We start from the raw sequence: 23140 nt of genomic DNA on the forward strand, positions 1-23140 counted from the left end.
TCACACTTATTATTTCTGTTTTAGCGGAATTTCAGTGGCAAACATTAATCCAAGTCCACGATTGAGTTCTTTCTTTTCGTTCCCATCGAACAGAATCCAGGTAGGCGCACCATCAATTTTATATTTCTCTCTGATTTTTGCATTTTCCAGATTCGATAAATCTACCTTGTAAACGGAATAGGCATCCTTTTGGTTTTCATATTCTTTTATGACTCCAGAAAAACGCTTGCAAATCGGGCAGGAAGGAGAATAGAAATACACCAAGTAGGCTCCCTTTTCTCTATCCTCAATCTCGTTACCAAGAATGGCATTTTTTTGATAGAACAAATTTAGTTCTTGTGCTGGCAACGTTTTATCTATTTGCATCTGAGCTTTCGTTTTTTCATTCAGTACTACTTTTTTTTCGGTTTGAGGTACATCTTCTTGTTGGCAACCAACTAACAAAATATTTAAAGTCAAGAAAAGTGCCGATTTCTTCATTTACGGAACTCCCTCCTGTGTGATACCATAAATGTAAACCACTATCCATACATAGTAAATAATGTAAAGTAGTGAAAATATGAACGTTTTATTACAACCTGCTAAATTTCCAAAATAATGATGAAACGAAAGCGGTATAAGGAAAAAAATGTTGAGAAAAAGTTAAAACGTCTATATTTATACAAATTTCCATGTAATTCGGGGTGGGTTTTCAATGTATAATTCAGGTAAATAAGATAAAGAAGATAAAGAAGAAACGAGTGATACTATGCAGGAAATTTCAATTTGGTTAGCATTTGCTGGAGGATTGTTAGCCTTCATTTCTCCGTGTTGTTTACCTCTCTATCCATCGTTTATATCCTATATTTCGGGTGTCACTGTTTCAGAAATTACTAAAATAGGTGAATCTAAAACAGTTCAAAGAGCAGTGTTAGCCCATTCTTTATTTTTTTCCCTGGGATTCACCATTATCTATTTTGCGATAGGATTCTCCGCTAGTTTAATAGGTCAATTCTTTATTCAATATAACGATCTAATTCGGATGCTAGGGGGAATATTCATCCTTGCAATGGGACTTTTTATGATTGGGATTTTTCAACCACAATTTTTAATGAAAGAGCATCGGTTCAATCATTCAAGGAGAAAAATTAGTTTTATAAACTCGACTATCGTAGGAATTGTTTTCGGTGCAGGTTGGTCACCTTGTATCGGTCCTATTTTCGGGGCAATTATTTATGCAAGTTTAATAAATCCTACTCAAACCTTTTTTAACATTACTGCCTATTCTCTGGGATTTTGTATACCCTTTGTAATTATGGCTTTTTTCATTAGTAAGACAAAGTGGATCTTGAAGTATTCGTCTAAATTAATGAAAGTTGGTGGATATTTAATGATTCTCATTGGTCTCGTTATTTTCTTTGATAAAATGAATTATATAATTTACTGGTCTTCGGAAATACAATCAATGCTAGAGGGATGGTTTAACTAATTATAAAATCACTAACATCAAGTAAATGTATAATCGAGTAGGAGGGGGTGACTAACCCCCGACCTCTCACACCACCGTACGTGAGTCTGTCTAACAATTAACCGTAAATATATAAAAGTTGTAATTATTTCTGTTGATTTTCGATAAAAGCAATAAAATTTTATAAGATGCATGTAAAAAGGGGGCTATGCCCCCTCTGAATTTTCGTATTAACTCTTTAACTCCGATTATTTTTATTAGTCTTTTAAAATTATATGCAAGGCAAATAAGACTTACCTCAGTGTTTACTGATTCAAGTCCTCTTGTTAAAAAATAGGTGTATCCAAAATGTCGTTTTATGGTTCCAAAAAGGTGTTCTATTATAGAGCCCCTTTTCTTGTAAATGTTATCTTTTTTAATGGTATTTTCAGTAACCTGGTCAATGATTTCTTCATCTTTAAACCTGATAATCGATCTTCCGCCTTTTGCGGATGTACACAACTCCTTTTTCCCGCAATCATTATAGTTTACACATGTATAACGTTTGAAATCCTTACCGTTTTGCTTTCCATTCCATTTAAAATTCAAACAGTAGCCCATCGGGCAAATAAAAACATCATTTGTTTGATCATACTTGAAGTTTGATTTATCAAATCCGTTTTCAACTTTTTGTTGTTTTCCTTTTTGGGGCTTTATAAGGATTTCGGTTTGCTCATCAACCACTTCAACTATTTCAGACATATTAAAATAACCTGTATCAGCTAAAGCCATAATATTTTGGTCCTCGAATATTTCTTTGGTCTTTTTTACCATATTTGATAATTGGCCTTGATCGTTAACATCATTTACTACTTCGAAGTCTAAAATTAATTTATTTTTATTGTCTACAACTGCTTGAACATTAAAGCAAACCTCAAATTTCCCGTTGTTCTTCATCGATTTTGCATCCGAATCAGTTAAACAAATTTGTTTCTTTCCTTGTTCTTTTAGTTCTTCTTTAATGGAATTTAACTTCTTTATTCTTTCTTGATAACACTCAATTTTATCATTAATTTTTTGTTTCATATTCTCATCATCAGTTGTATTTAAAACGTCATTGATATATTCCTCAATTTTTGCTTCATAATATCCTAGTTTTTCTTTAATAATATTTTCATTATAGTGTTTATTTTTTGCACTATTTGCTTTTATCTTTGTCCCATCGATAGCGACCAGGGTGCCATCAATAAGACCAAATCCTTTTAACATAAGTGTAAATTCCTTAAACAGCTGCTTAATGGCTTTTTTGTTAGTTTTCATGAATGAAGAAATGGTACCGTGGTCAGGTTTTAGTTTGCCAATTAACCACATTAATTCAATGTTTCTTGTTGCCTCGGTCTCCATCAAACGAGATGACCTAATTTTATTCATATAACAATAAATGTATAATTTAAGGAGATCATGTCTTCTATAAGGTTTTTGACCTGCTTTGGAACCCGAATAAACAACAAAACCAAGTGCCTCCAGATTTAAGCTATCCACGTATGCATCAATTACTCTAACTGGATTATCTTCATCAACAAAATCTTCCAATGTATTTGGTAATAAATTAAACTGATTTCTATCCTCACCAGGGATATATGGCATACTATCATCTCCTTATATTATAAATTCGACAATAGTACGAGTTTTCCTATTGGAAAAATGGGAAAAGAGTGATAATTGTTAGACAAACTCACGTACCGTTCGGTATACGGCGGTTCCATTAAGATTGACGCAGTGTTTGATAGCGTTCATACAGACTTTTAAGCCCTTGGGTGCTCCAATAGGAGATTCCAAGGGTTTTGTGTAAGATTGGACTGCATGCAATTCTCCAGTATTTCTTCCTGGAGTTCCCCCATTCGTATGCTTTGTGTGCAGGAACCCCAAGACCTATTAGTTTTCTAACTCACATTCCGCATGAAAAATATTCCATTTTATAAATTTGAAAGGATAGCCTGCCTCCCTCGTAGAATTCTTTTATCACTACAGTAGTGGAGGGGTTATCATGGGTGATCAAGTCCTTACCCTGGATGTCGGGCCAACCATGCTTCTGTCCAGATTAATGGATGAAATCCGGTTCGAGGAAATCATAAACGAATCCCTGACCTGGGACCAGGAGAGGTGTTCCCTTTCCCCGGGAACCAGGATCAAAGCCCTGGTCCTGAGTATCCTTTATGAAGGCAATCCGTTATACAAGGTGAAGGAGTTCTTTGAAAGACAGGATGTCGAACTCCTATTTGGTCCGGACACGACGGCAGACCAGTTCAATGATGACGCCCTTGGCAGGGCGCTTGATTACCTGTATGAAGCCACGCCCTGGAAAGTATATACGCCTGTTGCCCTTTCCGCGCTGAACAGGCTGGGCCTTGCGCTTTCCCTGCTTCATAACGACACAAGCTCATTTTCCATTTACGGGGAATACACGCCAAAAGCTGAAACCAGTGCCGAAACCGAACCGGTCCTCTCCGTTTCCCGCGGGGACAGTAAGGAACACCGTCCCGACCTCAAGCAGATCGTGCTTGGCATGGCTGTCACACCGGAGCGGATTCCCGTACTCGCCAAGATGGAGGACGGGAACACCTCCGATGTGAAGTGGAACATGGAATTCATCAAAAAGCTCCGCGAGGTACTGGGCGATGAAGATTGGTCCAACCTCCTGTATCAGGCCGATTCAGCCCTCGTGACGAAGGAAAACCTTGATGGTCTGGCGGATCACGGGCTTGATTTCCTTTCCCGGCTCCCCGATACATTCAGCCTCTCAGATTAAAAACCCAGGCTTGGGAGGGTGGGAACTGGGTGGAAGCAGGCCGGCTGTCAGGCAAAAAGGACGGGGCCAAATACCGTTATCAAGCCCATGAACGCGAACTTGAAGGCCGCACATACCGCTTCCTTGTGGTCCACTCGGACCAGCTCGGCAAACAAAAGGCCAAACGGCTTGAAGCTGAAGTGGAAAAGGAACAGGCGAAACTCTCAAAATCAATGGAAAAGCTTTGTGCAGCCGTTTTCCATTGCCGGGAAGACGCCGATGAAGCCAGGGCCTCCTTCGAAAAAACGCATAAGGCCAAGCTTCACGAATACCGGCTTGAGGTCTTCTCTACCGAGGAGGGAGTGAAACGCAGCCGCCGGGGTAGGCCCAAAAAGGATGAACAGCCAAGACCGAGACGGTCTACCGGATTGTCCTTCAGTCATTTCAGGAAAATCACGAAGAAATGGAACGCAGGCTCCGGCTGTTGAGCACATTCATCCTGATGACCAACAGGATGGACAAATCAAGGCTTCCCGACCTTGAGATGCTTCGTTCCTACAAAGGCCAGTCGGCAGCCGAGACGAGGTTCCGCCTGTTGAAGGAGGAACAGATGATCGACGCTGTCTTTGTGAAGACACCTGAAAAAATCGAAGCGCTCGGCATCGTCTATGTGATGGCCCTCCTCATTTACGGGATGCTTGAGTACAGGATCAGGAAAGAAATGAAATCACAGGAAAAGCCATTGATCCTGAAAGGGAACCGGAAACTGTTCGAGCCGACGGGGAGGGCACTCCTTGAACAATTGCAGGATATCCGCCTCATCGTCATCCGGCAGGGAGGAAAGACACACCGCTATTTGCCGGATAACATCGGGGACCGGACGAAACGAATCGTCCACCTTGCAGGATACGACATGTCCATCTTCGGGTCGAAAATTAAGGGAAAACCGGAAAAAATGTCGGCCCGCATCATGTTCAGCACCTTTTTGAAAAACGAATCCTGAAAATTTGTCAGAGTCTAATCTTGACCTGCGAAATGTGAGTTTAAGAATTAGATAATATAGAATTGTTTGTTTTATGAAAATTGTTAGATAAGCCGGCGTTCTGATAATTATATAAAACAGCGGTTATTATTTTCTTCATTTCGTTCTCAAACCGTTCTTGGTCACCACCGCAAATATCACATAATTCTAATTGCTTTATTAGAGTTTGAATAGACTGACTAATTAAATCGATTTCATCTTCAGCCACTCCCTCTAAATTGATCGAATTATTATCGTCCTCATCATTTTCTACTGTTCTTATATTGAATCCTAACTTTTTCAGCTTAAGCACCTCCTTTTTTTCTTCTATGTATCTATTTTCTATAATCATTACAAAACTCCTTCCTTTTGCATAAAAATGTTAATTACTTAGTAGTTTTTTACTAAGTTCTTTTAGATTACTTGTAATTTTTTCTTTTGCATTATTCTTTACAGCATTCATATTAAAACCATTTTTATTATCTACATAACCTGGGATACTCCAAATATTTAATGCTGACTCTTTGGCTTTACCCTCTGCTTCTTTGAAGGAATCTATATATTTATATTCACCATATAAATAGGCTACTCTAACTAGACCGTTGGCTAGTAAAATATACTGAATGTTTTTCCCTCCTATAAAAGAATGAATGAGGTATCTACCGTATTTATCCTTTATATCCGCGTTAGGATCACTTTCTATTTGAATATCTTTATTTAAAATTAACGCTTTTAAAAACTCGGTAGATTCTTTGCCATATAATTGTTTTTCTTTCGTATATTCAGGTCCGTTTATCCCAATGAGCCTACCAATACTCTTTTTACCAGTTTGAGGATCAAAAAATTCCAAGGTATCAGAATCATATATACGTGTAACTCTTACAGTCCGCATTTCCCCGATTGTATCATCCGCAATTTTCGATGTGTGATTTGATTGAGCTATGCTAGATTTTTTTTCAGAAGAAGTGCTATGTTCCTGGTCTTCTGTTTCTAAAATATTCTTTAAGAGACCTTGCTTAGTTATTGGCTCCACCATTTGTTCCTGCACTTCATAAGTTGGCCGGTTTTTAGAGACTATCAAGTTTTCAGAACAGGACGTTAAAAATAATAAGGCAGCAATATAAATAGAAAATTTCCTTATCATAAATTGGGTGATCTCCCCTTACTATTTCAATTAACCTCAATGTCTTGCTTCGTCATTTTTGCTATAAAATATAAACACTCTTTAATTGGATATCGGACTAAACTGTGTTTTTGTGCAAATTTAACACCACCTTTTGTCTCAAGTAACAGTACTAACTCATCGAGGGATAATTCCCCCCTCTTTACCTTATTAAAATGTTTAATTACTAGAGACTTCCATACACGTCCTGGGGTAAGAATATAGACTTCACCTTGATACTGTCGATTAAAGATGGCTTCAGTAATTTTCTGTCTTTTACTCTCTTTAGACAATGTAGATTCTCCCTTCAAAAAAAAACAAACCCAAGCAGCCATATACAAGATATGAATGGCTTACTTGGGTTGTCCCATTAGAGTATGTAGTTTTATATGGTCTATTTGGAAGGTTTACTTTATTTACGTACAAACAACCATCCAATTGTAGACTTCATAAGAATATTTTACCATATAGTTCTATGTTCATCGAGATATATAAATTTATTTACTCAGTTGTAAGAGGCTAAATCCAGTTTGTAAAAATTTTAATTAATAACAATAGAGTTATGAGTGGAAATCCTCGTTTTAAAAAGGTTTTCCCAAAATCTTTCAACCATAACTTCAAGTGTCTTTTATCCATCTTTTCCACCTCTTTAAATGCACAGTTTCAGTCTTTCGTGAACAACTGGTACTCCTTATTGGGTTATTGCTTTTTTATTTCATCCAGCTATAAATAATTAATCCCCACCCAACACCTAATATCAGTCCGTGTATTTCAGCGCCAGGAATATTCCCACAGGATAATCTCCATCTAGTCGCTAAACCGATTGTACCTGCGAAAATCGCGGAAATAAATAGCCTATTTACAGCCCTCATATTAGTTACGCCCCCTACTTATGACGTTTTTCAGTCCGTCAAGCATACATCCCTAACTAGAGATCATAATAATTATTCAATATTTCAATTACTAAGTCTTCCATGCTAATTCGTCTTTCTTCTGCTTCATCTTTGATTCGTTGCTTCAATTCAGAAGGAGCTGCCACAGATATTATTTCTAAATTACTATTAATTAATATTCCGTCTAATCGCTTTATTGCTTCTCCAGAAGTGATTGATTCACTTAGAAAATTATAAATTTTTTCATCTAGTATTTCGGGGATAAAATCAGGTTTGACATCAACTAATATGTTCCCCTGTTTTTTCTTTACCTTCATATTTTTGGGCCCTAAATGTTTATAGAAAAATTCAATTACCTGGTAAAACAATTCGTCCTCTTTAAATGAGAATTTTGCAAAACCTCTCTTGGTCTTATATGGCTTATCTAAAATAGGGGTTACTGGTTTATATCCCTTTTTATGTATTTGGTTAAGAGCAATTCTTTTTCCGTCTCCGGTTGCTAAATAGGGTTGTTCATTATCATCTAAAAGTATTCTATTATTGGTGTTGCCTTTCCGGTCCTTGAAAGATTGAAACCATGCAAATCCTGTTTCTTTATCATAAAATTCTTTTCGTCTTTTCTTTCTGGATTCTATATGTTCACTCTTAAATCGTTCTAATTCTTCCGGACTGATAAAGTTTATTTCACGACCTCGGTATAGCTTTTTTTCTGCTTTTAGGTCACCCTGCTTTATATATAAAGCTATAGTTGTAAGATGAACACCCAGCAATTCAGCAGCTTCTCCGGTAGTTATACCTGGTTTGGTTAATTGTTTTTTTAGTGAGAGTATATCCTCTTTATAAAACAGCTTAGTGGTATCAATATGCCAATTTTCTTCATAGACTGGTTTTAATTTTCCTTGTTTAACATATCGATGGATAGTAGATGGCTTTACATTTAGTAATTCTGCCGCATCGTTTGTAGAAATAATTTTATCTGTCTCTTTTTCCATCTTCTTCACTTCTTTCTGAACAATAAATTTCTAAATTGAATAAACTCTAGAAACCTTCTCGACTATAGGATAAACATAATTTCCTTTTATAAGCGGATCATTGTCATAACATAAAATGATATCTGCTCCCGAAAACCCCCCATATAATGATTCGAGAAGCTCATTAAGTTTTAAATGGTCTTCTTCGTCATAATAACAGCGATACAATTGCTTTCCCTTTTGAACATACGGTGGATCAACTAATATTGTTGTATTAGGTCTCCAGTACATTTCTTCAATTATCTCATAGGCATCTAGATTATGTATTTGAATCTGTTTACTTAGAGAATGGATTTTGTATATTCTTTGTTTAAGATTTTTGGGATTCCATCGAGATAACAGTTCTTTTTCAGATCCCTTTTTACCACCTAATGGATTTGCTCTCTATATACCTGAATAAGCAAGCCGATTTACTAAAAGTGTGGACCAGGCCGCTTCAAATATTGTATTGCCCTGGTAGTCGTTCTTCACCACTTCTTGAGCTGAAAAATAATCTTTATGATTTGGTGAAATATTATTAAGTCTATCAATTAACTCATACGGTGCATTCTTTATTGTCCAAAACAATGAATAGATTCCGAAGTCTAAATCATTCAATATTAAGTTCTGAATCACACCCGCATCTAATAGCACCACCGGCAAATGGACTTACTAAAGTTTCAGAGGCATTATCTCTTAATTTAGTATATATGTAATCTGCTAGTTTACTTTTTCCTCCTGGATATCTTAAAGGAGAAAGTCTTTTATTTAACCTAATGTTCAGCTGAGGCATTAACATGTTTTGAAACGATTTATCTTCTAAAATTAGAGTAAAGCGGTGCTGCTCAGAAGTTTGAGACAAGTAATTATAGCAATCACAGTCAGAACACCAGTAACCCTTATTGTAAGCATCTATTTCAGCGCAATCGTATCCTTCTTGATATTCGCAAAACCAACAAGTTAATAACTTCAAAAAAAATCCCCCCTTAAAAGAGAGTTAGTTGCCGAAAATCTGTTTCTTCTTCATTCGTAGCTTGGGGAATAGGATTGTTAATTTCCTCGGTTAAGGATTCATTTAAACTAGTTTCTTCTATAATAAGACTTACTTCCTGGATGGGGAAACATCCTCTGAATTTTGTTAGGGCAGCATCCTCATAAAAATCACAGTGCGTTTTTAGAGGGGAGATATAATAATGCTTCAACGGTACACATGGGTAACCGTTTTTTCTTGATGTGAGCAAAGCCCTATATATTTTATCTCTTTCTAAGGTAATTTCTTCAGTAGACGGCCGAGTCACCAGCATCTATTTACCCCCCTCTCACAAACTAGATTAATTTGTTCTTACGAGCGTATTGATTATATTCTTCAATCACCTTATCGATTTCTACCTTTGTGGGGTTAACCAATACGGTTGTTTGAAACGTTTTTTTAAGAATAATTACATTGTCACCCTGGAGTAATTCGATTTCTACAGTAACCCCTCTCAAACTCAATCTCCTTACTTCAATTCGAATTCCATGGTTTTTATGTTCGGACAAATAATATGTAGTTATCCGGATCTCATACGGCCCTTTGTTAACCCTTTTATCATTAGTCAGAAAGCGTCTGTTCATTGGCAAGTCCTTTCCAAAAAGGTGATAAAGGATTTCTAGCTTTCCCAAAGTTGAATCATCTAGAACGAAATCCACTTATTCTATTTAGTTCTAGATGTCTACGAAAAACTCGATCTCACTTAACAAAACCTTCAGTTTTTCTAATTTTAACTCCTTTTGGTTTTTTCGAGATGGGATTGCTAGGTAAAAAAAATCCCCATGTGTATCAGCCCTTCTTACAATTTTTTAATTTCACCCAATCAAGGAGTTTTTTCTACCTCTTCCCTCCTTTTATGAATTTTATGTATATATATTCCTTGATACTTAAAATTTACCACACTGATAGTATATTGTCTACTTCAATATTAATTATATATAGAATAAATAATTAAATATAATATATATATATTAATTAATATAGTAGACAAATAACCTATTTTTCTACTACACTGGTATATAATATATAAAAGAAATCATTTAAATTTATACATATATTAAAAAGCTAATTATGTTTTCAATAATTAATAACTTAATAGATTTAACTGTTAGAAGAATAATAAGGATTAAGTAAGGAGGCATATAATGAATAGCAACCAATTAATCGTTATCGAAGAATTAAGAAGTAATTTTTTAAATGAAGTTAATAATAGTAATAGTATATCTACACTGACAACGATATTATTAAACGATTCTCTTTATAGGAATTTACTTGATGATATAGATTACAGTGGTGAAGATGATTATTCCTCCTTCAATGACGTGGAAATGTTCTATCTCTATATTCACAAGCAAAGAGACTTAAATGAAAAAAAGAACAGATCCGCCAGTACCAAAAAAGAATACCTCCGGGACCTTCTTTTGTTTTATAAACAGTTAATGGAGAATGCTCATCATTTTGAATTAGCAATCGAGCAAATAACCGGTTTTCAGTTGTTCAAGCATTTGAATCATCGTCACATAAGGAAATACCAGGAGTGGTTAAAAGATGCTCCCCTTGGAAAGAGCGGAAAACCATATTCAGTAGCAACGCTCAATAGGAAAACAGTAATCATTAAGAGTTTCTTAGCATTTTTATTTAACACGAAGTATATTTCAATCCCGCTTCATGAAAAGGTTCTGAGCAGCAGCGTCCGATCTAACGACCGCCCTAATAAGGAAATCAGTTCCTCAGAAGTTATAGCAATTTTAGATTATTTCCGAAACAATTCTATTGTTTATGGGATACTAGCTGTATTAGCCACAACTGGAATTCGTGTGGCAGAACTTTGTAAGGCGAGAGTAAGCGATATTGATTACTTTGAAGGGGATTATTGGTTAACAGTAATAGGAAAGGGAAATGAAGAGAGGCAAGTGTTAATTCATTCTAATGTATTGCAGGCCATTATAAATTTCCGTAAGAGAAGAAGGCTTGATTTTAAAGTAGGGCCAGGAGACGAATCTCCCCTTTTTACCTCGGCCAAAGGAAAAGCATATAACTATAAATATTTATCAAATTTCCTAATACGGAAGATTAACGCAGCCGAGCTAGACATAATTCGTTTAAGGAAAAATCCTATTACTCCCCATACGTTCAGACATGGCTTCGCCTTAATTAGTGAAGAGCAGGGAGTCGATATTCGGAAGATACAGGAAAGTTTGCACCATAAGGACATACGAACAACAATGATCTATTTGAATAGGAGACAGGCCAGAAAGAACAATGCCGCCCACGCATGGAAAAATTCAAATGTTATCCAGAATATTTAAAGTTAATTCGTTCAAAATACTTATTTGAGGTGATACTATTAATGTAGTATTCCCCCTTTGTCGCTTGTAGGGTACGCAAATCGAGTAGAGGGAAAATAATGTGATTATTTTCGCCCCTCTCACACCACCGTACGTACGGTTCCGTATACGGCGGTTCAGTTTATATTACAGTGTGGACTTTCAGATAATGTTCTAAAGCAGAGGGGAGCCCCCTCTGCTTTAGTCTTTTGTTTGAGATAGCTCTTTGAACAACTTTCGATAACGCGATATACCGATAGCCTTTTCGGCAGTAGGTTAATCCTTTCGCCTCTTCTTCAGGGATTCCTAATTGAACAAGCGATTTGATCTGTTTCTTCGCTACCTTCCATTGTTTCCAGATGATGACCCTGATTCTGGAGCGAAGCTTCATGTCTATCTCGGCAAGCGCACTTTTCATATTCGCAATTCTAAAATAGTTAACCCACCCGGTTATGACTTGTTTCAGTTTTAGGATTCGGTAATCAAGTGGAACACTCCAACTTCTTTTCGTTAATTTCCTGAGGTTCCTTTTAAACTTTTGGATAGATGTGAGATGTGGTTTTGCTTGAAATTTCTTATTCTTCGGGTCGTAATAGAATCCAAATCCCAAGAATTTCAAATCCTTCGGACGGGAGATTTTACTTTTTTCCGCATTGACTATCAACCCTAGTTTCTTTACTATAAATTTCACGATGGATTCCATCACTCTATTTGCCGCTTTTTCGCTCTTCACAAAAATCAAGGCATCGTCTGCGTATCTCACGAATTGGAGTCCTCTGCTTTCCAACTCCTTATCCAGTTCGTTCAACATAATATTACTTAACAGTGGGCTTAGGTTTCCTCCTTGCGGAGTTCCAATCGGTGTTTCTTCGTATTTCCCTTTCACCATGACTCCACTGGCAAGAAATTTTCTTATGAGGGAGATAACATCTCCATCATCTATTGTGTTGGAAATAATTCGCATAAGCTTATCGTGGTGAACTGTATCAAAAAACCTTTCAAGGTCAATGTCCACAATCCAGTCGTATCCATCGTTAAGAAATTCCAAACTTTTTATGATGGCCATCTCACAGCTTCTTTTTGGCCTGAAACCGTAACTGAATTCACTGAACTGTTTTTCAAATATCGGACTGAGCACTTGATGAATGGCTTGTTGAACTACCCTGTCCACTACTGTTGGTATTCCCAATTTGCGCACCTTGCCATTATCCTTTGGGATTTCCACTCTTAAGGCAGCTTGTGGTTGGTATTTTCTTGTTCTGATGCGCTCCCGAAGCTCATCCTTGTTCTCTTTCAGATATTGTTTCAGTTCCTTAACCGTTATTCCGTCAACCCCGCTGGCGCCTTTATTTTTATAGACACGCAGGTAGGCTTCGTTCATATTCTGGTTACTTAGAATTCGCTCTAAAAGTTCCACACTCGTTTCTCCTTTCCTCTCACGTAGTAAGTGATAGCTCCATTTTGGTTATCCTTTGAGATACGCTCATACTTTCACCATTAACACATTCGGAGTAGGTCACTTACGCATTCGTGGCGTTGAAACACTATAAACTGTTCAGCCCTTCATGAATCACTTCATTACTATGGCTTCTGCTGACTTCTTGCGGCAAACCTTTTTCGACTGTACTTCTGTACATCCGCAAGACCTCCCAGGGTAAGACAACTATCTTTCCTCTTTTACTCGCCTGATTTACCCTATAAAGATACGCACATCTATTTGGACTTTGGCTTGATTTGGAGCCTTATCCCTTTATAGAGCCTTAGTATCAGATTTCTGTACGTCGAGCCAAGATTTTATTCCACGCTTCCTCCAGCCCTTACCTCACGGTAAGTACCTTGCGCTTCCTTAGTGGTTGGTCGATGTGTACCCCCACAGTGGATTTTCACCACCTAGATAGTTGCCATGCCTGGCACACAATAAAAAGCAGCCAAATCTGGCTGCTTTCCTTTTTTGAAAATTGTTTTATTATAATTAGATATCGTAATGATATCCAATACACGTAGAAAGGTATCAAAATAATCGTAAATACATAGGAAGTTATAACTACATTCTTGACGATACGGATATTACATTATTTGATAGCGTTGCTTTTAAATAAACATTAGAGCCACCCATTCCACCTACCCACGAAACATTGGCGGCATAAGTTGCTACTTTATCTTTTTTATCAAGGGATTCATCATATAAAGTCCCCAAAATAACCCAGTGGTTTTTATTATAAATTCTTGTGAATTTAGAACCAGATGTTACACTAGGTACATATATATCTACATTAAAACTCATTCCTAAATATGGTGTTGAACCTGAAATCTTAAATCCTGTTGTTGTACCATACGGTAAATAATGAGACCATCCTGGGGTTAACATAGGTGATATAATATTTCTATCATCTTTGGATAAAGGGTCTACTCTTTGGAAAATAGGCTCTATTGTGATTGTTACTTCTTCCCCATCTTCATTAATATACGTTGCCTCTTGAACTTCATTTAAAGTTGCATCAAATGATATTACTTGTTCTTCGCTAGGTAATTCGGATGCACTTGCTTCTGAGTTATTCCCAAAAACCAAAATACCAAGAATGACAGCAAAAAATCCCAACCATTTAAACTTTTTCATTTTCCATTTCCCCTCCAAAACATTATTTGGTAATTCTTTATTAGTTTATCATTTAAAATATATAACATAATATGACATTTGTTACATATTAATGCCATTTTTAGATGATATAATATGATTATTAATTTTAATAATTTTAAAGGAGTGAGGTTATGGGTTTTGGAATTGTTCCTATTTTATTTTTTTTTGTAATACCAGGGGTTTTTATCGTATGGGTTTCATTGGAAGTTATTAAATTACAAAGGGAGAAAGTGGAATTATTAAAATTGATCTATAAAAGAATAGATGAAAAAGCGAACCATTAAGTGCTATGAGACTTATTGATTCCCCAAAAAGAAAAAACATTTGAATAGGAAATTAGCCGGAGAAAAAAATGCCGCCCACGCATGGAAAAATTCAAATGTTATCCAGAATATTTAAAGTTAATTCGTTTAAAATACTTATTTGAGGTGATACTATTAATGTAGTATTCCCCCTTTGTTGTCCCTCATGAGAGGGATTTTTTTTTGAACAAAAAAGCAAGGATTGCTCCCTGCTATAGTTCAGTCTATTTTTATAAAATCCGGGCACTTAATATTAAAGAACCTACGATGGCCATTAGGAATAAAAACCTGAGAAACTTTTTTTCTGATTTATTTAAGGTTAAATTGGAATTTTCGTCCCTTATGAATGTTCTTATCTTAAATTTAACTATTTTTAAAAAGTGAAGCGGTTCTTTCATTTCTTCCTGCTTTTTAGCCGGCAACCCCTCTCCCCCTCTTATGCCCGATTACTCATTCTACGCCTCTGGACCTCTACAATTAATTCATCTAATTCTTGGCTGATTGATAATGTGACTTTGCTGCTCAATCCATTCAGTTTAATACTTTGTAACATTTTCTTGCGTACAGCTTCCATTTTTACTTCCAATGTGTTTTCCAAAACTTTTTGTTACTCCTTTTAATGAAAATATTAAAGCGCCATATTAAATAAATAGGTCAATCCTCCGCTTAATAAGCCAACAATTGTTATAATTCCTCCAGTTAGAAGTTTCTCTTTTAGTTTCTTTTTTGCGATCATCTCTTCAGGTGTTAGGAATTGCATAAGTATCTCCCTTTATATTTTTGATGCTGGTCAAAGCATTTGTACATAGATTTCTGATACATCTGGTTTTTCTTTTACGTCCACAATCTTTTTGCTAGCAGTATAAACATCCAGGTATCTAGCTTTACCTGTAAAGGTAACCATTTTTGTCTTTTTATCAATGACTCTGATATTTTTTTGTTCCCATGAATCGAATTTAAACAAGTACTGAAGTATAGGCAAAACATTCATAATAAATTCTCCTTTAATCATTTTCCTATAAGCTCTAAATATTTGTTACTTTTAATGACCATCTCCGTCGTATTCTTATCTTTATAGACATTCTTCTTTAACAAACCTGTTGCTAACACGTTTTTACCAATCAGCTGTTCATCTGTGTATGTGAAATGTTTAAAGTACTTGTCAAAGATAACAAGGCTAAACATCACATCATTGACAGGTTTGAAATTAATATAGTAGACTTTTTCTCTCCTAATTAGTTTTTCCACTGTTCCAAATACAAAATAATTTAGTGACGGAATCGTTCTATCTTCCCACAATAGTTCATGGGCTTTGTCGTGGCTAATGATAAGCTGAGATATGGGAACTTTTTTCCCTTTCACATTAACAAGGATTGAAGCCAGAGTATCTGGCTCATAGGAAGTCAGCAGCTTAACAATCGCTTTTAAGGAACCGATACTATTTGGAGGAGTACTTTCTTGTTTAATCTTTACCTCACTAGCATCCTTCGGCTTCTTTTCACTTTCCTCGCGCTCGATCTGTTTACTTTCATAATCCGGGTCAATTTTATTCATATTCATGCGAATAACAATTTCCTTTATACCCTTGTCCATCAGGCTTTGTTGGAATTCCTCAACTTTTTTGATACTTTCTTCAAATGTCAAAGGGCGGGCAAAGCCACATTGTTCATGATGTTTAGAATCGCTGTTTTTTCCAGTTGTTTTAAAGTGAGGGACAGTGGATTCAGAACCATTAACGAATATCACAGGAGTTTGGCATGTGTTATCAATGCAATAGATACGGTTACCATGAACATCCGGATTGTATTCTACAGCTGTTACTACGTTCCCGTTATGTAATAAAGCTGAATTCATCCTAACTCTCCTCCTTTTATTTAAAACTGAACGAAATACCGTTCTTTGTTTCATCCCAAACTAAAATTGCATCAAAAGGCTTTTCTGCTCCTTTCTTTTTAAAACCTTTTATTAAATTGGTTCGGCCATTAGTTATTAATTTCTTTGCATTTTCCTTGTTAATTGATTTTCCAAGAATCGTCTTAGAAATTTTAAAACTGCAATCTTTCCCTTTGCTGCAGCCATAGAAATTTCCTTTGTCATAAACCGGTTCGCCGCAAAGCTTGCATTTCCCTATAATTTCGCCTTCCTGAATCATTGAGATATATTCTTTAAAATCCCATTCTTTAGCATCATTGAACAGTTGATGGACGATTTCATGAGTAACCTGTTTAGTCCTGTTAATAAACGCATCCATTGAACCTTGCCCTTTTTGGATCTGATTTAGATAACGTTCCATGCGGCCGGTAGTTAGAACTGAGGAAAGGTAATTATTATCTCCCAGTGCTTCAATTAGAAGTCGGCCTTCCGGAAGGATATAGACAAGGTTCTTATTAATCTCTATATAGCGAGAAGCAATGGTTTGGATGATACTTGCCCTAGTTGCTTCAGTTCCTAAAGCTAATTCACTATTTTTAAAGTCTTCTCTATCTTCAACATAATAGGCTGCATTACTCATAATCCTCACAAGGTCCCCTTGAGTAAACCGGGCCGGCGGCTTGGTCATCCCCTCTCTCAAGGTTATAGAAGTAATCGCTCCGGACACTCCTTCTTCAAGTTCAGGCAAAGCAGCTGCTTCTTCTTCCGGTTCAGAAGTTTTTTCCTTAAACAAAGCTTTCCAGCCTTCTTGTTTAACGACCTTCCCTCTGCTTATAAAAGTAAATCGATTCTGTACAGTCGTAATGATTTCACTAGAATCAAAAATATAGTCTGGATAATGAGCGGCAATGACGGATCTTGCTATAAGGTCATATATTAGTTTTTCTTTATTGGACAATGATGATAAATTAACAACTTCTTCAGTTAGGCACAAAGCATAATGGTCGGAAACTTTACTTTCATCCACAAACCGCTTATCAGAAGAAATGTCTAGGGTTGCTCCTTTAACAAGCTCCTTATATTCATTTATTTCAGATAAGTTCTTGAGAATTGTCGGCAGCCATTCAGCTTCACCTGGTGTCAAATGTTTACTATCCGTACGAGGATAAGTTATTAGGGATTTGTCATATAACGATTGAGTAATCGATAAAACATTAGCTGGTGAAAGTTCATATAACCGGTTAGCCTCCATTTGCAAAGAGGACAAGTTATAAAAATGCGGTGGCCTTTCGCGCCTCTCTTCCTTTGTCACCGAGTAAACAAGAGCTTCACTTCCTTTGCTCAGCTCAACAAGAGATTTGGCCGAATCTTGGTCTAAAATATGATCTGATTCCGTATTAAACCATTTACCGGTCAATAGTTCATCCGCGAATTGAAATTCTGCAAAACAATCCCAATAAGGAGCAGGCTTAAAGTTTTCTATCTCCATTTCACGTTTATGAATGATCCCAACTAAAGCAGTTTGGCATCTTCCAGCACTAAATACTTTATTAATTCCCTTTTCTTTTAATAATAGTGTTAATGCCCTGCTTGCTGAAATACCCAAGAGCCAATCCGCTTTCTGCCTAGCAAGCCCGGCATTATAGTATCCTTGGTAATGCTTATTGTCTTTCATTTTCTGAAATGCTTTGATAACACTCTCTTTGGTTAAACTTGTAGTCCAGAGGCGCTTTACCGGCTTTTTATTCCCCATATAATATAAAACTTCATCTATCAATAATTGCCCTTCAATTCCTGGGTCCCCCGCGTTTACAACAAGAGAAATTTGAGGTTCTTTCAGATATTTTTTAAACGCATTAAAGAAGGACTTTTTCGAAGGAGAAACTTTCAATTTAAACTCTTTGGGGATTATCGGTAATGACTCTAAAGCCCAATTTCTCAAAGACTCGTCATAATCTCCTGGAGTAAAAGCTTCTAAAATATGTCCACAAGCAGAAATAACTATAGCGCCTTCTGGAAAAACAGAGCAAGGTGCTATAGCTATATGATCCCCCTTAATTTGATGTTTAAATGGTGCTGCCAGCTTTTTTGCCTGGTCTGGCTTTTCGGCACATACTAAAACAATCCCCATCTTTCCTTATCCTCCTTTAGTTTTTTACTCTTCAAACCAGGGGATTGATACGACTGTGCTTTCTGACTGTAAGGATTTTAACTCTTTATATTGCTGTGGTCTTAGGGGTAAGATGTTCGTTTCCTCTTTTTTGTCGGGACAATCTCCTTCTTGATTTACGTACTCATCACGAATGCCTTTACGTTGAAAACTTAATTGGTCCACCTCTTTTCCTCCTTTCAATTACAGCGTCATATTTTTGTACAGCTTCTCTAACTTTTCGCATCGACCAATCCCCTGGCCATGTTTCACAAAAGGGGTTGTCTTTTACTCTCCAGGAATCTTCATCGTATTGAACTATTACTATTTTCCCCTCAACAAAAACCTTAACTTCTCTCATGTTTAGATTCTCCAAGTTCGTTTTTATTAAAAGAGCCAAACTTACGGTAGGGGGCCAAACAATATTAAAATCCAAAAAACAATACATATAGACAAAAAAGATAGATTCACAAATTTATTAACCAATTTTATTCTCCAAAATTAAATTTCTATAAATTTAACAAAAACTCAAGCTGCATTTACGCTGAGATTTTCTAACCCCATTTGAATAGCGCCTGAAGCTCCGAAGCCGTTATGAAAAAGAATTTTTACGTCATTCTTCTTGCATAGATCCTTAACGATATCCATACTTACATGACCGATGGCGCCCAGCATGACTACAACACAATCAGCATTCTTCACCAGATTCTTAAATTCTTTTTTATTTCCACCGTTTCTTGTCTTACCAGAATGGAATAAAACATTTACTCCATGTTTTTGTCCGATCTTTTTGTAAGTCCCTTCTTGTGAACCTCCAAAAATAGCAATTGTTTTTTTCATCATTCTCATCTCCTGTACTAGTATATTATTAAAACAAATATACCACATAATACACCAAATACAAGTGAATGTTCCCTAATTTTCCTTTTTATTTAACTTTTGGAGAAAAAAGTAACCTATATCTGGATGAACATACACATTGTCATTTTCGATAATATCTTTAATTACTGTAAGCATTTCCTTTGTAGGCATGTATTTTAGCAAGAAACCATTGAAAATTTCTAGTTTTAAATTGGTTTGTACAGTCTCAGGTTCTAAACTTAGCAAGACCACTTTTGATCCTTTTTCTCTCATTTCAATGAGAAACTTCTCGGTTACGGCATTACAGCCCGGTTCAACAACAATCAGTTTAGGAGGAATGCTTTGGTGTCTGGATAGTCTATTAGAATCCGTATAAATAATGTTAAATATATTTCCGAACTTTATTTCAAACAGGGTTTTTAATCCTTCTCGAAAAGGAGTCTTTTCGTTAATAATCATGATATTTTCCAAACAATTACCCGCCCCTTTCAATAAAAAAAGCCCTTGAAGTAAATGCATAGCGTTGGCTTGCATCTACAACAAGGGCTTTCCCTTTTATAATATTTACTTAGGATAATTATACCAGTAGGTAATTAGAATAATCAATCACTTTTTCCAATTGACTGGCTTTGGAGCGGATATCTGAGAAATCTTGCCATTAACCAGCATGGCATATTGTCCATATCCATCCTCATCGATTACCCAAGCCATTTTAGAAGCTATTGATAAAGGTGATTTATGGTCATGCAAAGGTATTGGGGATCTATATACTTTGTTACTCCAACCCTTTTGAGCTGCTTCTTTATCTTGGGGTATTGATAACAGGCTTTTGTAGAGATTGACAATCCAACATCCATAAGTGCCGCATGGTGAAATAAACCAGGTAGCATCTTTACGTAATGAGGAAAAATCGGGTTCAGATGGATAAGAATAATGCTCCTTTAGTACAGACTTCCCGACTAGTTGGTGAAATATTTCTTCATCGTCCAATAAATAATCTGCATCTTCCTCAATTAAGGAAAACCTCTTATGGATTGGTAGATTTTCTTCAATAGCCATGGATTCTCTATGCATAAAGAAGCCGCATCTTGCTGCTTCATACGGGCTATCTACATCTAGACCTTGGCTAATAGAGCATTGGCCGGTAATTTCATCAAACAGGTCACATGATTTTCTGCAGGTAGGTAAATTATTATTTAGTTGGCCGTTATCTACTACAAGTTTCAACATTGTTATCACCTTTTATATTAATTTAAGCAGCTCCTAACACGAAAGGCATAACGGTTGCGAGTAACGTTAGAAGTGCTGCTGTTACGCAAAGGCGTTTACTCCATCTTCCATATTCGGGATGTTCAATTAATTTATAAAAGAAAAAGAGAACGAGCCCGATTAATACCATTCCGATGGATGTAAAATAGCCAGTGGTCCTGACTAAACTTATGATATCACTTGCAAGCAGTGTAACATTATTACTATCTGTTGTAAACATAATTAGAATTAAAATCCTAATAAAGAAAAAGGTAACCGGCACCCAAATAAGAATTCCGGTTGAACCTTTCATAATTTGTCCTGTTTTTGTGACAATCGAATATCCCATTCGTACTACGCCAGCTAAAAACATTACAGTAAATATTGCAGAAAACAAAAATGAAACAGTAGGGGCCATATCATTTATACCGTCAGTCCAGATTCCAAGTTGATCATTTAAGGTAGGCCCTTTTTTACTACCCATTAGCGGACTGGCTTCAACATTTAATGGAAATAGATACATGAAACTAAAGACGAATAACGCAATATGGAAAGTTACCTTCTTCATTTTTTCCCTCCGCCTCCCGGAAACTTGAAGCATAAGGTTGATTCGAAAGAAGCCGTACTCATCCTGCCATTTACTACAGGAACTGTTGTTATGTATTTATACCGCCCTTCATTATAACTAATAACATGTTCCAGAGTGGCCAACCACTGACTTAATATTTGGTTATTAACCGGCTGTGTGGTTGTGAGAAGTGAATTTACCTTTTTTCCATCCAGTTGAATATCAAATGTCAATTTTCGTAAGGAATAATCATGGCCTTTAAAGCTGACATTTTGGATAAATGTTCTTAAAGGAAGGAGTTTTCTAAATAACGGTTGAAAGTGTGCTAATATTTTTTTCTTGTTAGTTTCCTTGAAAGGTATACCAGGAGATAACTCCAATTGTATTGAGCCATGGTCGAATTCACCATCAGGCTTAACGTTAACGGTTGCTTCAAAGCCAACGCCATATGTGTTACAAATAGTGTTCAGCCAAGTCAATTGAGTATAAATCAAGTGTTCTTTCACATTGTCATAGTATTCTTCGGTTTGGGGAATTCCTTCAACCCCAACAGCATCCACAAATAAATCTTTATTCGGAACGTTAAATTTAAAGCGGAATTTTTGAAGTCCCAGCTGGGCCTTCTGAAACGCTTCATTCATTTCTACAATCTGACTCTCATTCAACTTGGGCGCTATCATAATGATAACTCCTTTCACTCTGTTTTTTGGAATTATAAAAGACTATTTTATCTACCAAAATAGTCCCGAGCTACTTGGCAACTGGCTGGCATGGCCCCATTCGGCTTTAGCCCCTCTAGCTTTGCGTCCCCCTCTTTCGAAGGGTTTGCCTTTATCAATATATTAAAAAAGTTAGATAGTTAGATAGTTTGCAATAAATACTGCCTCATTATATTACAAACTACCTGGGTCTTATGTCGCTTAATGTCGAAAGGGTAACGATTTTTGCGAGAAAATAATTTTAACATAAGAAAATTGAACTAATTACTATCCTCCTGCTCCAAGAAAAACAAGTATTTATTTTTCTTGGAGCAGGAGGCGACTAAACAAAGTCGCGTTCCTGTTATTTTTATATAGCAATTTGGTGCTCTTGATTGTAGTAAATCTCTTCGTCAGGAATGATGTATTCCGAAGTGGCATCGGTTTCCAAAAGGAATACATTTTCTACTGTAATTTCTTTTCCGTTGCGAATAACATTCAAAGCAACCACATCACCATTGTTTAACTTGTTAGCATCCTCCCCGAGATTAACCCAAGCCCGCTTGCCATCAGAAACGTGAATATACGAATCTTCCATACCGATCACTGTGACAACCCAGCTTTGGGCACCATCCGTATAATCGGCAATTTTGGCAGAAGCGAAGGTTGTATAACCAACCGGAGCAGAAGGACAATCTTCATCATTAAAGTCGTTAATGTCGATACAATCTTCAATCTCCATTTCTTCAGGAGCTTCGTTAAAAGATAGCTCATCTTCAATGTGGCTATATATAATTTCATCTTCAAGTTCGGGCTCATAATTTTCCATTACATAAACCACTTCGTCATCGACTAGCTGGTTTTCTGTGTTCCTTAACTCTAATTGAAGTTCGGAAACTAATTCTTCTGCTTTAGAATCCAATTCAGTAAGAGTTACCTGTAGTGGCGTATCTACCTGTTGCTTTACCGGCAAAGGCACAACAACAGATTTAGTACAATCTTTATTTAATGCCGCAATCCGCTCATAGTACTCATAGTGGCTGCGTACTCTTAACTCAAGACTGTAAACAAAAACATAGTGTTCGAGTAGCCAATAAAGATATACCAACCAATCTATAGTTAACGTAAACGTCATTACTATTCCTCC

The 23140-nt window shown here is 36.5% G+C and carries 29 protein-coding genes, 2 pseudogenes and 1 riboswitch; of the genes and pseudogenes, 4 read left to right on the forward strand and 27 right to left on the reverse strand.

Going from position 1 to position 23140, the window contains the following annotated elements; translation table 11 throughout:
* Nucleotides 1-9: 9 nt before the first annotated feature.
* On the reverse strand, nucleotides 10-480 hold the full coding sequence (locus tag D1B31_RS18405) for a thioredoxin family protein (protein WP_118923150.1): 471 nt from the start codon (nucleotides 478-480) through the stop codon (nucleotides 10-12).
* Nucleotides 481-748: 268 nt separating this feature from the next.
* Here D1B31_RS18405 and D1B31_RS18410 point away from each other — a divergent pair, with 268 nt between their 5' ends.
* A complete protein-coding gene (locus D1B31_RS18410; protein ID WP_118923152.1) occupies nucleotides 749-1468 on the forward strand; it encodes a cytochrome c biogenesis CcdA family protein in 720 nt (239 codons plus the stop codon).
* 90 nt (nucleotides 1469-1558) lie between these two features.
* Here the strand turns inward: D1B31_RS18410 and D1B31_RS18415 are convergent, their stop codons facing one another.
* Nucleotides 1559-3073 (reverse strand): IS1182 family transposase, encoded by a 1515-nt coding sequence (locus D1B31_RS18415; protein ID WP_204563042.1) that lies wholly within the window; start codon nucleotides 3071-3073, stop codon nucleotides 1559-1561.
* 118 nt (nucleotides 3074-3191) lie between these two features.
* Nucleotides 3192-3374 (reverse strand): annotated as a pseudogene (locus tag D1B31_RS24925) (group II intron reverse transcriptase/maturase); the annotation flags it as partial.
* 99 nt (nucleotides 3375-3473) lie between these two features.
* Between D1B31_RS24925 and D1B31_RS25225 the strand changes: the two are divergent.
* A pseudogene (locus tag D1B31_RS25225) lies at nucleotides 3474-5217 on the forward strand (IS1634 family transposase).
* A gap of 40 nt (nucleotides 5218-5257) precedes the next feature.
* Here D1B31_RS25225 and D1B31_RS18430 read toward each other — a convergent pair.
* The 8 genes from D1B31_RS18430 to D1B31_RS23915 all read right to left on the reverse strand — a co-directional run bounded on the left by D1B31_RS18430 (nucleotide 5258) and on the right by D1B31_RS23915 (nucleotide 9914).
* Nucleotides 5258-5587: a hypothetical protein gene (locus tag D1B31_RS18430; RefSeq protein WP_118923154.1), complete on the reverse strand. Its 330-nt coding sequence runs from the start codon at nucleotides 5585-5587 to the stop codon at nucleotides 5258-5260.
* Nucleotides 5588-5617: 30 nt separating this feature from the next.
* Nucleotides 5618-6379: a thermonuclease family protein gene (locus D1B31_RS18435; RefSeq protein WP_118923156.1), complete on the reverse strand. Its 762-nt coding sequence runs from the start codon at nucleotides 6377-6379 to the stop codon at nucleotides 5618-5620.
* A 26-nt stretch (nucleotides 6380-6405) separates the two neighbouring features.
* Nucleotides 6406-6690: a hypothetical protein gene (locus D1B31_RS18440; RefSeq protein ID WP_118923158.1), complete on the reverse strand. Its 285-nt coding sequence runs from the start codon at nucleotides 6688-6690 to the stop codon at nucleotides 6406-6408.
* Nucleotides 6691-7107: 417 nt separating this feature from the next.
* Nucleotides 7108-7269, reverse strand: a complete 162-nt coding sequence (locus D1B31_RS24415; protein ID WP_158587606.1) for a hypothetical protein — start codon at nucleotides 7267-7269, stop codon at nucleotides 7108-7110.
* Nucleotides 7270-7325: 56 nt separating this feature from the next.
* Complete coding sequence (locus D1B31_RS18445; RefSeq protein WP_118923160.1) at nucleotides 7326-8282, reverse strand: helix-turn-helix domain-containing protein; 957 nt, start codon at nucleotides 8280-8282, stop codon at nucleotides 7326-7328.
* Nucleotides 8283-8910: 628 nt separating this feature from the next.
* Nucleotides 8911-9273 carry a DNA adenine methylase gene (locus D1B31_RS24945; RefSeq protein ID WP_240035337.1) on the reverse strand — a complete coding sequence of 121 codons (363 nt, stop codon included), beginning with the start codon at nucleotides 9271-9273 and terminating at the stop codon, nucleotides 8911-8913.
* 13 nt (nucleotides 9274-9286) lie between these two features.
* Nucleotides 9287-9604 carry a hypothetical protein gene (locus tag D1B31_RS18455; RefSeq protein WP_118923162.1) on the reverse strand — a complete coding sequence of 106 codons (318 nt, stop codon included), beginning with the start codon at nucleotides 9602-9604 and terminating at the stop codon, nucleotides 9287-9289.
* Between the two features lie 22 nt (nucleotides 9605-9626).
* The gene (locus tag D1B31_RS23915) at nucleotides 9627-9914 is read right to left on the reverse strand and encodes a hypothetical protein (protein ID WP_142922606.1); all 288 of its coding nucleotides are present in this window, start codon (nucleotides 9912-9914) and stop codon (nucleotides 9627-9629) included.
* Nucleotides 9915-10475: 561 nt separating this feature from the next.
* Between D1B31_RS23915 and D1B31_RS18460 the strand changes: the two genes are divergently transcribed.
* Nucleotides 10476-11639, forward strand: a complete 1164-nt coding sequence (locus tag D1B31_RS18460; protein WP_118923164.1) for a tyrosine-type recombinase/integrase — start codon at nucleotides 10476-10478, stop codon at nucleotides 11637-11639.
* A 160-nt stretch (nucleotides 11640-11799) separates the two neighbouring features.
* On the opposite strand, the gene ltrA is transcribed toward D1B31_RS18460, so the two are convergent.
* Nucleotides 11800-13074 carry a group II intron reverse transcriptase/maturase gene (ltrA, locus tag D1B31_RS18465; RefSeq protein WP_118923166.1) on the reverse strand — a complete coding sequence of 425 codons (1275 nt, stop codon included), beginning with the start codon at nucleotides 13072-13074 and terminating at the stop codon, nucleotides 11800-11802.
* 627 nt (nucleotides 13075-13701) lie between these two features.
* Nucleotides 13702-14274 carry a DUF5626 family protein gene (locus tag D1B31_RS18470; protein ID WP_118923168.1) on the reverse strand — a complete coding sequence of 191 codons (573 nt, stop codon included), beginning with the start codon at nucleotides 14272-14274 and terminating at the stop codon, nucleotides 13702-13704.
* 152 nt (nucleotides 14275-14426) lie between these two features.
* Here D1B31_RS18470 and D1B31_RS24420 point away from each other — a divergent pair, with 152 nt between their 5' ends.
* A complete protein-coding gene (locus tag D1B31_RS24420) occupies nucleotides 14427-14579 on the forward strand; it encodes a hypothetical protein (RefSeq protein ID WP_158587607.1) in 153 nt (50 codons plus the stop codon).
* Nucleotides 14580-14827: 248 nt separating this feature from the next.
* Here D1B31_RS24420 and D1B31_RS18475 read toward each other — a convergent pair whose 3' ends face one another.
* The 14 genes from D1B31_RS18475 to D1B31_RS18535 form a co-directional block, all read right to left on the reverse strand.
* Nucleotides 14828-15019 (reverse strand): hypothetical protein, encoded by a 192-nt coding sequence (locus D1B31_RS18475; RefSeq protein ID WP_118923170.1) that lies wholly within the window; start codon nucleotides 15017-15019, stop codon nucleotides 14828-14830.
* Nucleotides 15020-15033: 14 nt separating this feature from the next.
* On the reverse strand, nucleotides 15034-15171 hold the full coding sequence (locus tag D1B31_RS25230; RefSeq protein ID WP_420846125.1) for an aspartyl-phosphate phosphatase Spo0E family protein: 138 nt from the start codon (nucleotides 15169-15171) through the stop codon (nucleotides 15034-15036).
* A 54-nt stretch (nucleotides 15172-15225) separates the two neighbouring features.
* The gene (locus D1B31_RS25075; RefSeq protein WP_275670730.1) at nucleotides 15226-15357 is read right to left on the reverse strand and encodes a hypothetical protein; all 132 of its coding nucleotides are present in this window, start codon (nucleotides 15355-15357) and stop codon (nucleotides 15226-15228) included.
* Between the two features lie 30 nt (nucleotides 15358-15387).
* Nucleotides 15388-15588, reverse strand: a complete 201-nt coding sequence (locus D1B31_RS18485; protein ID WP_118923174.1) for a hypothetical protein — start codon at nucleotides 15586-15588, stop codon at nucleotides 15388-15390.
* A 17-nt stretch (nucleotides 15589-15605) separates the two neighbouring features.
* Nucleotides 15606-16451, reverse strand: a complete 846-nt coding sequence (locus D1B31_RS18490; RefSeq protein ID WP_118923176.1) for a hypothetical protein — start codon at nucleotides 16449-16451, stop codon at nucleotides 15606-15608.
* Nucleotides 16452-16467: 16 nt separating this feature from the next.
* A complete protein-coding gene (locus tag D1B31_RS18495; RefSeq protein WP_118923178.1) occupies nucleotides 16468-18600 on the reverse strand; it encodes a type IA DNA topoisomerase in 2133 nt (710 codons plus the stop codon).
* A 24-nt stretch (nucleotides 18601-18624) separates the two neighbouring features.
* Nucleotides 18625-18804, reverse strand: coding sequence for a hypothetical protein (locus D1B31_RS18500; protein ID WP_118923180.1), 180 nt, complete (start codon nucleotides 18802-18804; stop codon nucleotides 18625-18627).
* Nucleotides 18779-18979: a hypothetical protein gene (locus D1B31_RS18505; protein ID WP_118923182.1), complete on the reverse strand. Its 201-nt coding sequence runs from the start codon at nucleotides 18977-18979 to the stop codon at nucleotides 18779-18781. The genes D1B31_RS18500 and D1B31_RS18505 overlap by 26 nt, the downstream gene beginning before the upstream one ends.
* Before the next feature lie 167 nt (nucleotides 18980-19146).
* A complete protein-coding gene (locus D1B31_RS18510; RefSeq protein WP_240035338.1) occupies nucleotides 19147-19461 on the reverse strand; it encodes a DUF2325 domain-containing protein in 315 nt (104 codons plus the stop codon).
* Nucleotides 19462-19533: 72 nt separating this feature from the next.
* Complete coding sequence (locus tag D1B31_RS18515) at nucleotides 19534-20013, reverse strand: response regulator (RefSeq protein WP_158587608.1); 480 nt, start codon at nucleotides 20011-20013, stop codon at nucleotides 19534-19536.
* A 72-nt stretch (nucleotides 20014-20085) separates the two neighbouring features.
* Nucleotides 20086-20709, reverse strand: a complete 624-nt coding sequence (locus D1B31_RS18520; protein WP_118923188.1) for a hypothetical protein — start codon at nucleotides 20707-20709, stop codon at nucleotides 20086-20088.
* 22 nt (nucleotides 20710-20731) lie between these two features.
* On the reverse strand, nucleotides 20732-21295 hold the full coding sequence (locus D1B31_RS18525) for a hypothetical protein (RefSeq protein ID WP_118923190.1): 564 nt from the start codon (nucleotides 21293-21295) through the stop codon (nucleotides 20732-20734).
* Complete coding sequence (locus D1B31_RS18530; protein ID WP_118923192.1) at nucleotides 21292-21975, reverse strand: hypothetical protein; 684 nt, start codon at nucleotides 21973-21975, stop codon at nucleotides 21292-21294. Before D1B31_RS18530 ends, D1B31_RS18525 begins: the two co-directional genes overlap by 4 nt.
* A gap of 73 nt (nucleotides 21976-22048) precedes the next feature.
* Nucleotides 22049-22135: riboswitch (cyclic di-GMP riboswitch) on the reverse strand.
* Nucleotides 22136-22363: 228 nt separating this feature from the next.
* The gene (locus D1B31_RS18535; protein WP_118923194.1) at nucleotides 22364-23128 is read right to left on the reverse strand and encodes a hypothetical protein; all 765 of its coding nucleotides are present in this window, start codon (nucleotides 23126-23128) and stop codon (nucleotides 22364-22366) included.
* Between the last annotated feature and the right edge of the window lie 12 nt (nucleotides 23129-23140).

The sequence above is a fragment of the Neobacillus notoginsengisoli genome (genome assembly GCF_003515685.1).
GTDB classification, from domain to species: Bacteria; Bacillota; Bacilli; order Bacillales; family Cytobacillaceae; genus Bacillus_D; species Bacillus_D notoginsengisoli.

What these genes read in the sequence shown, in the direction of transcription:
- D1B31_RS18405 (WP_118923150.1), bottom strand. Translation starts at nt 480, where the DNA reads ATGAAGAAATCGGCACTTTTCTTGACTTTAAATATTTTGTTAGTTGGT.
- D1B31_RS18410 (WP_118923152.1), top strand. Translation starts at nt 749, where the DNA reads ATGCAGGAAATTTCAATTTGGTTAGCATTTGCTGGAGGATTGTTAGCC.
- D1B31_RS18415 (WP_204563042.1), bottom strand. Translation starts at nt 3,073, where the DNA reads ATGCCATATATCCCTGGTGAGGATAGAAATCAGTTTAATTTATTACCA.
- D1B31_RS18430 (WP_118923154.1), bottom strand. Translation starts at nt 5,587, where the DNA reads ATGATTATAGAAAATAGATACATAGAAGAAAAAAAGGAGGTGCTTAAG.
- D1B31_RS18435 (WP_118923156.1), bottom strand. Translation starts at nt 6,379, where the DNA reads ATGATAAGGAAATTTTCTATTTATATTGCTGCCTTATTATTTTTAACG.
- D1B31_RS24415 (WP_158587606.1), bottom strand. Translation starts at nt 7,269, where the DNA reads ATGAGGGCTGTAAATAGGCTATTTATTTCCGCGATTTTCGCAGGTACA.
- D1B31_RS18445 (WP_118923160.1), bottom strand. Translation starts at nt 8,282, where the DNA reads ATGGAAAAAGAGACAGATAAAATTATTTCTACAAACGATGCGGCAGAA.
- D1B31_RS18455 (WP_118923162.1), bottom strand. Translation starts at nt 9,604, where the DNA reads ATGCTGGTGACTCGGCCGTCTACTGAAGAAATTACCTTAGAAAGAGAT.
- D1B31_RS23915 (WP_142922606.1), bottom strand. Translation starts at nt 9,914, where the DNA reads ATGAACAGACGCTTTCTGACTAATGATAAAAGGGTTAACAAAGGGCCG.
- D1B31_RS18460 (WP_118923164.1), top strand. Translation starts at nt 10,476, where the DNA reads ATGAATAGCAACCAATTAATCGTTATCGAAGAATTAAGAAGTAATTTT.
- D1B31_RS18470 (WP_118923168.1), bottom strand. Translation starts at nt 14,274, where the DNA reads ATGAAAAAGTTTAAATGGTTGGGATTTTTTGCTGTCATTCTTGGTATT.
- D1B31_RS24420 (WP_158587607.1), top strand. Translation starts at nt 14,427, where the DNA reads ATGGGTTTTGGAATTGTTCCTATTTTATTTTTTTTTGTAATACCAGGG.
- D1B31_RS25230 (WP_420846125.1), bottom strand. Translation starts at nt 15,171, where the DNA reads ATGGAAGCTGTACGCAAGAAAATGTTACAAAGTATTAAACTGAATGGA.
- D1B31_RS25075 (WP_275670730.1), bottom strand. Translation starts at nt 15,357, where the DNA reads ATGCAATTCCTAACACCTGAAGAGATGATCGCAAAAAAGAAACTAAAA.
- D1B31_RS18485 (WP_118923174.1), bottom strand. Translation starts at nt 15,588, where the DNA reads ATGAATGTTTTGCCTATACTTCAGTACTTGTTTAAATTCGATTCATGG.
- D1B31_RS18490 (WP_118923176.1), bottom strand. Translation starts at nt 16,451, where the DNA reads ATGAATTCAGCTTTATTACATAACGGGAACGTAGTAACAGCTGTAGAA.
- D1B31_RS18495 (WP_118923178.1), bottom strand. Translation starts at nt 18,600, where the DNA reads ATGGGGATTGTTTTAGTATGTGCCGAAAAGCCAGACCAGGCAAAAAAG.
- D1B31_RS18505 (WP_118923182.1), bottom strand. Translation starts at nt 18,979, where the DNA reads ATGAGAGAAGTTAAGGTTTTTGTTGAGGGGAAAATAGTAATAGTTCAA.
- D1B31_RS18510 (WP_240035338.1), bottom strand. Translation starts at nt 19,461, where the DNA reads ATGATGAAAAAAACAATTGCTATTTTTGGAGGTTCACAAGAAGGGACT.
- D1B31_RS18515 (WP_158587608.1), bottom strand. Translation starts at nt 20,013, where the DNA reads ATGCAAGCCAACGCTATGCATTTACTTCAAGGGCTTTTTTTATTGAAA.
- D1B31_RS18520 (WP_118923188.1), bottom strand. Translation starts at nt 20,709, where the DNA reads ATGTTGAAACTTGTAGTAGATAACGGCCAACTAAATAATAATTTACCT.
- D1B31_RS18525 (WP_118923190.1), bottom strand. Translation starts at nt 21,295, where the DNA reads ATGAAGAAGGTAACTTTCCATATTGCGTTATTCGTCTTTAGTTTCATG.
- D1B31_RS18530 (WP_118923192.1), bottom strand. Translation starts at nt 21,975, where the DNA reads ATGATAGCGCCCAAGTTGAATGAGAGTCAGATTGTAGAAATGAATGAA.
- D1B31_RS18535 (WP_118923194.1), bottom strand. Translation starts at nt 23,128, where the DNA reads ATGACGTTTACGTTAACTATAGATTGGTTGGTATATCTTTATTGGCTA.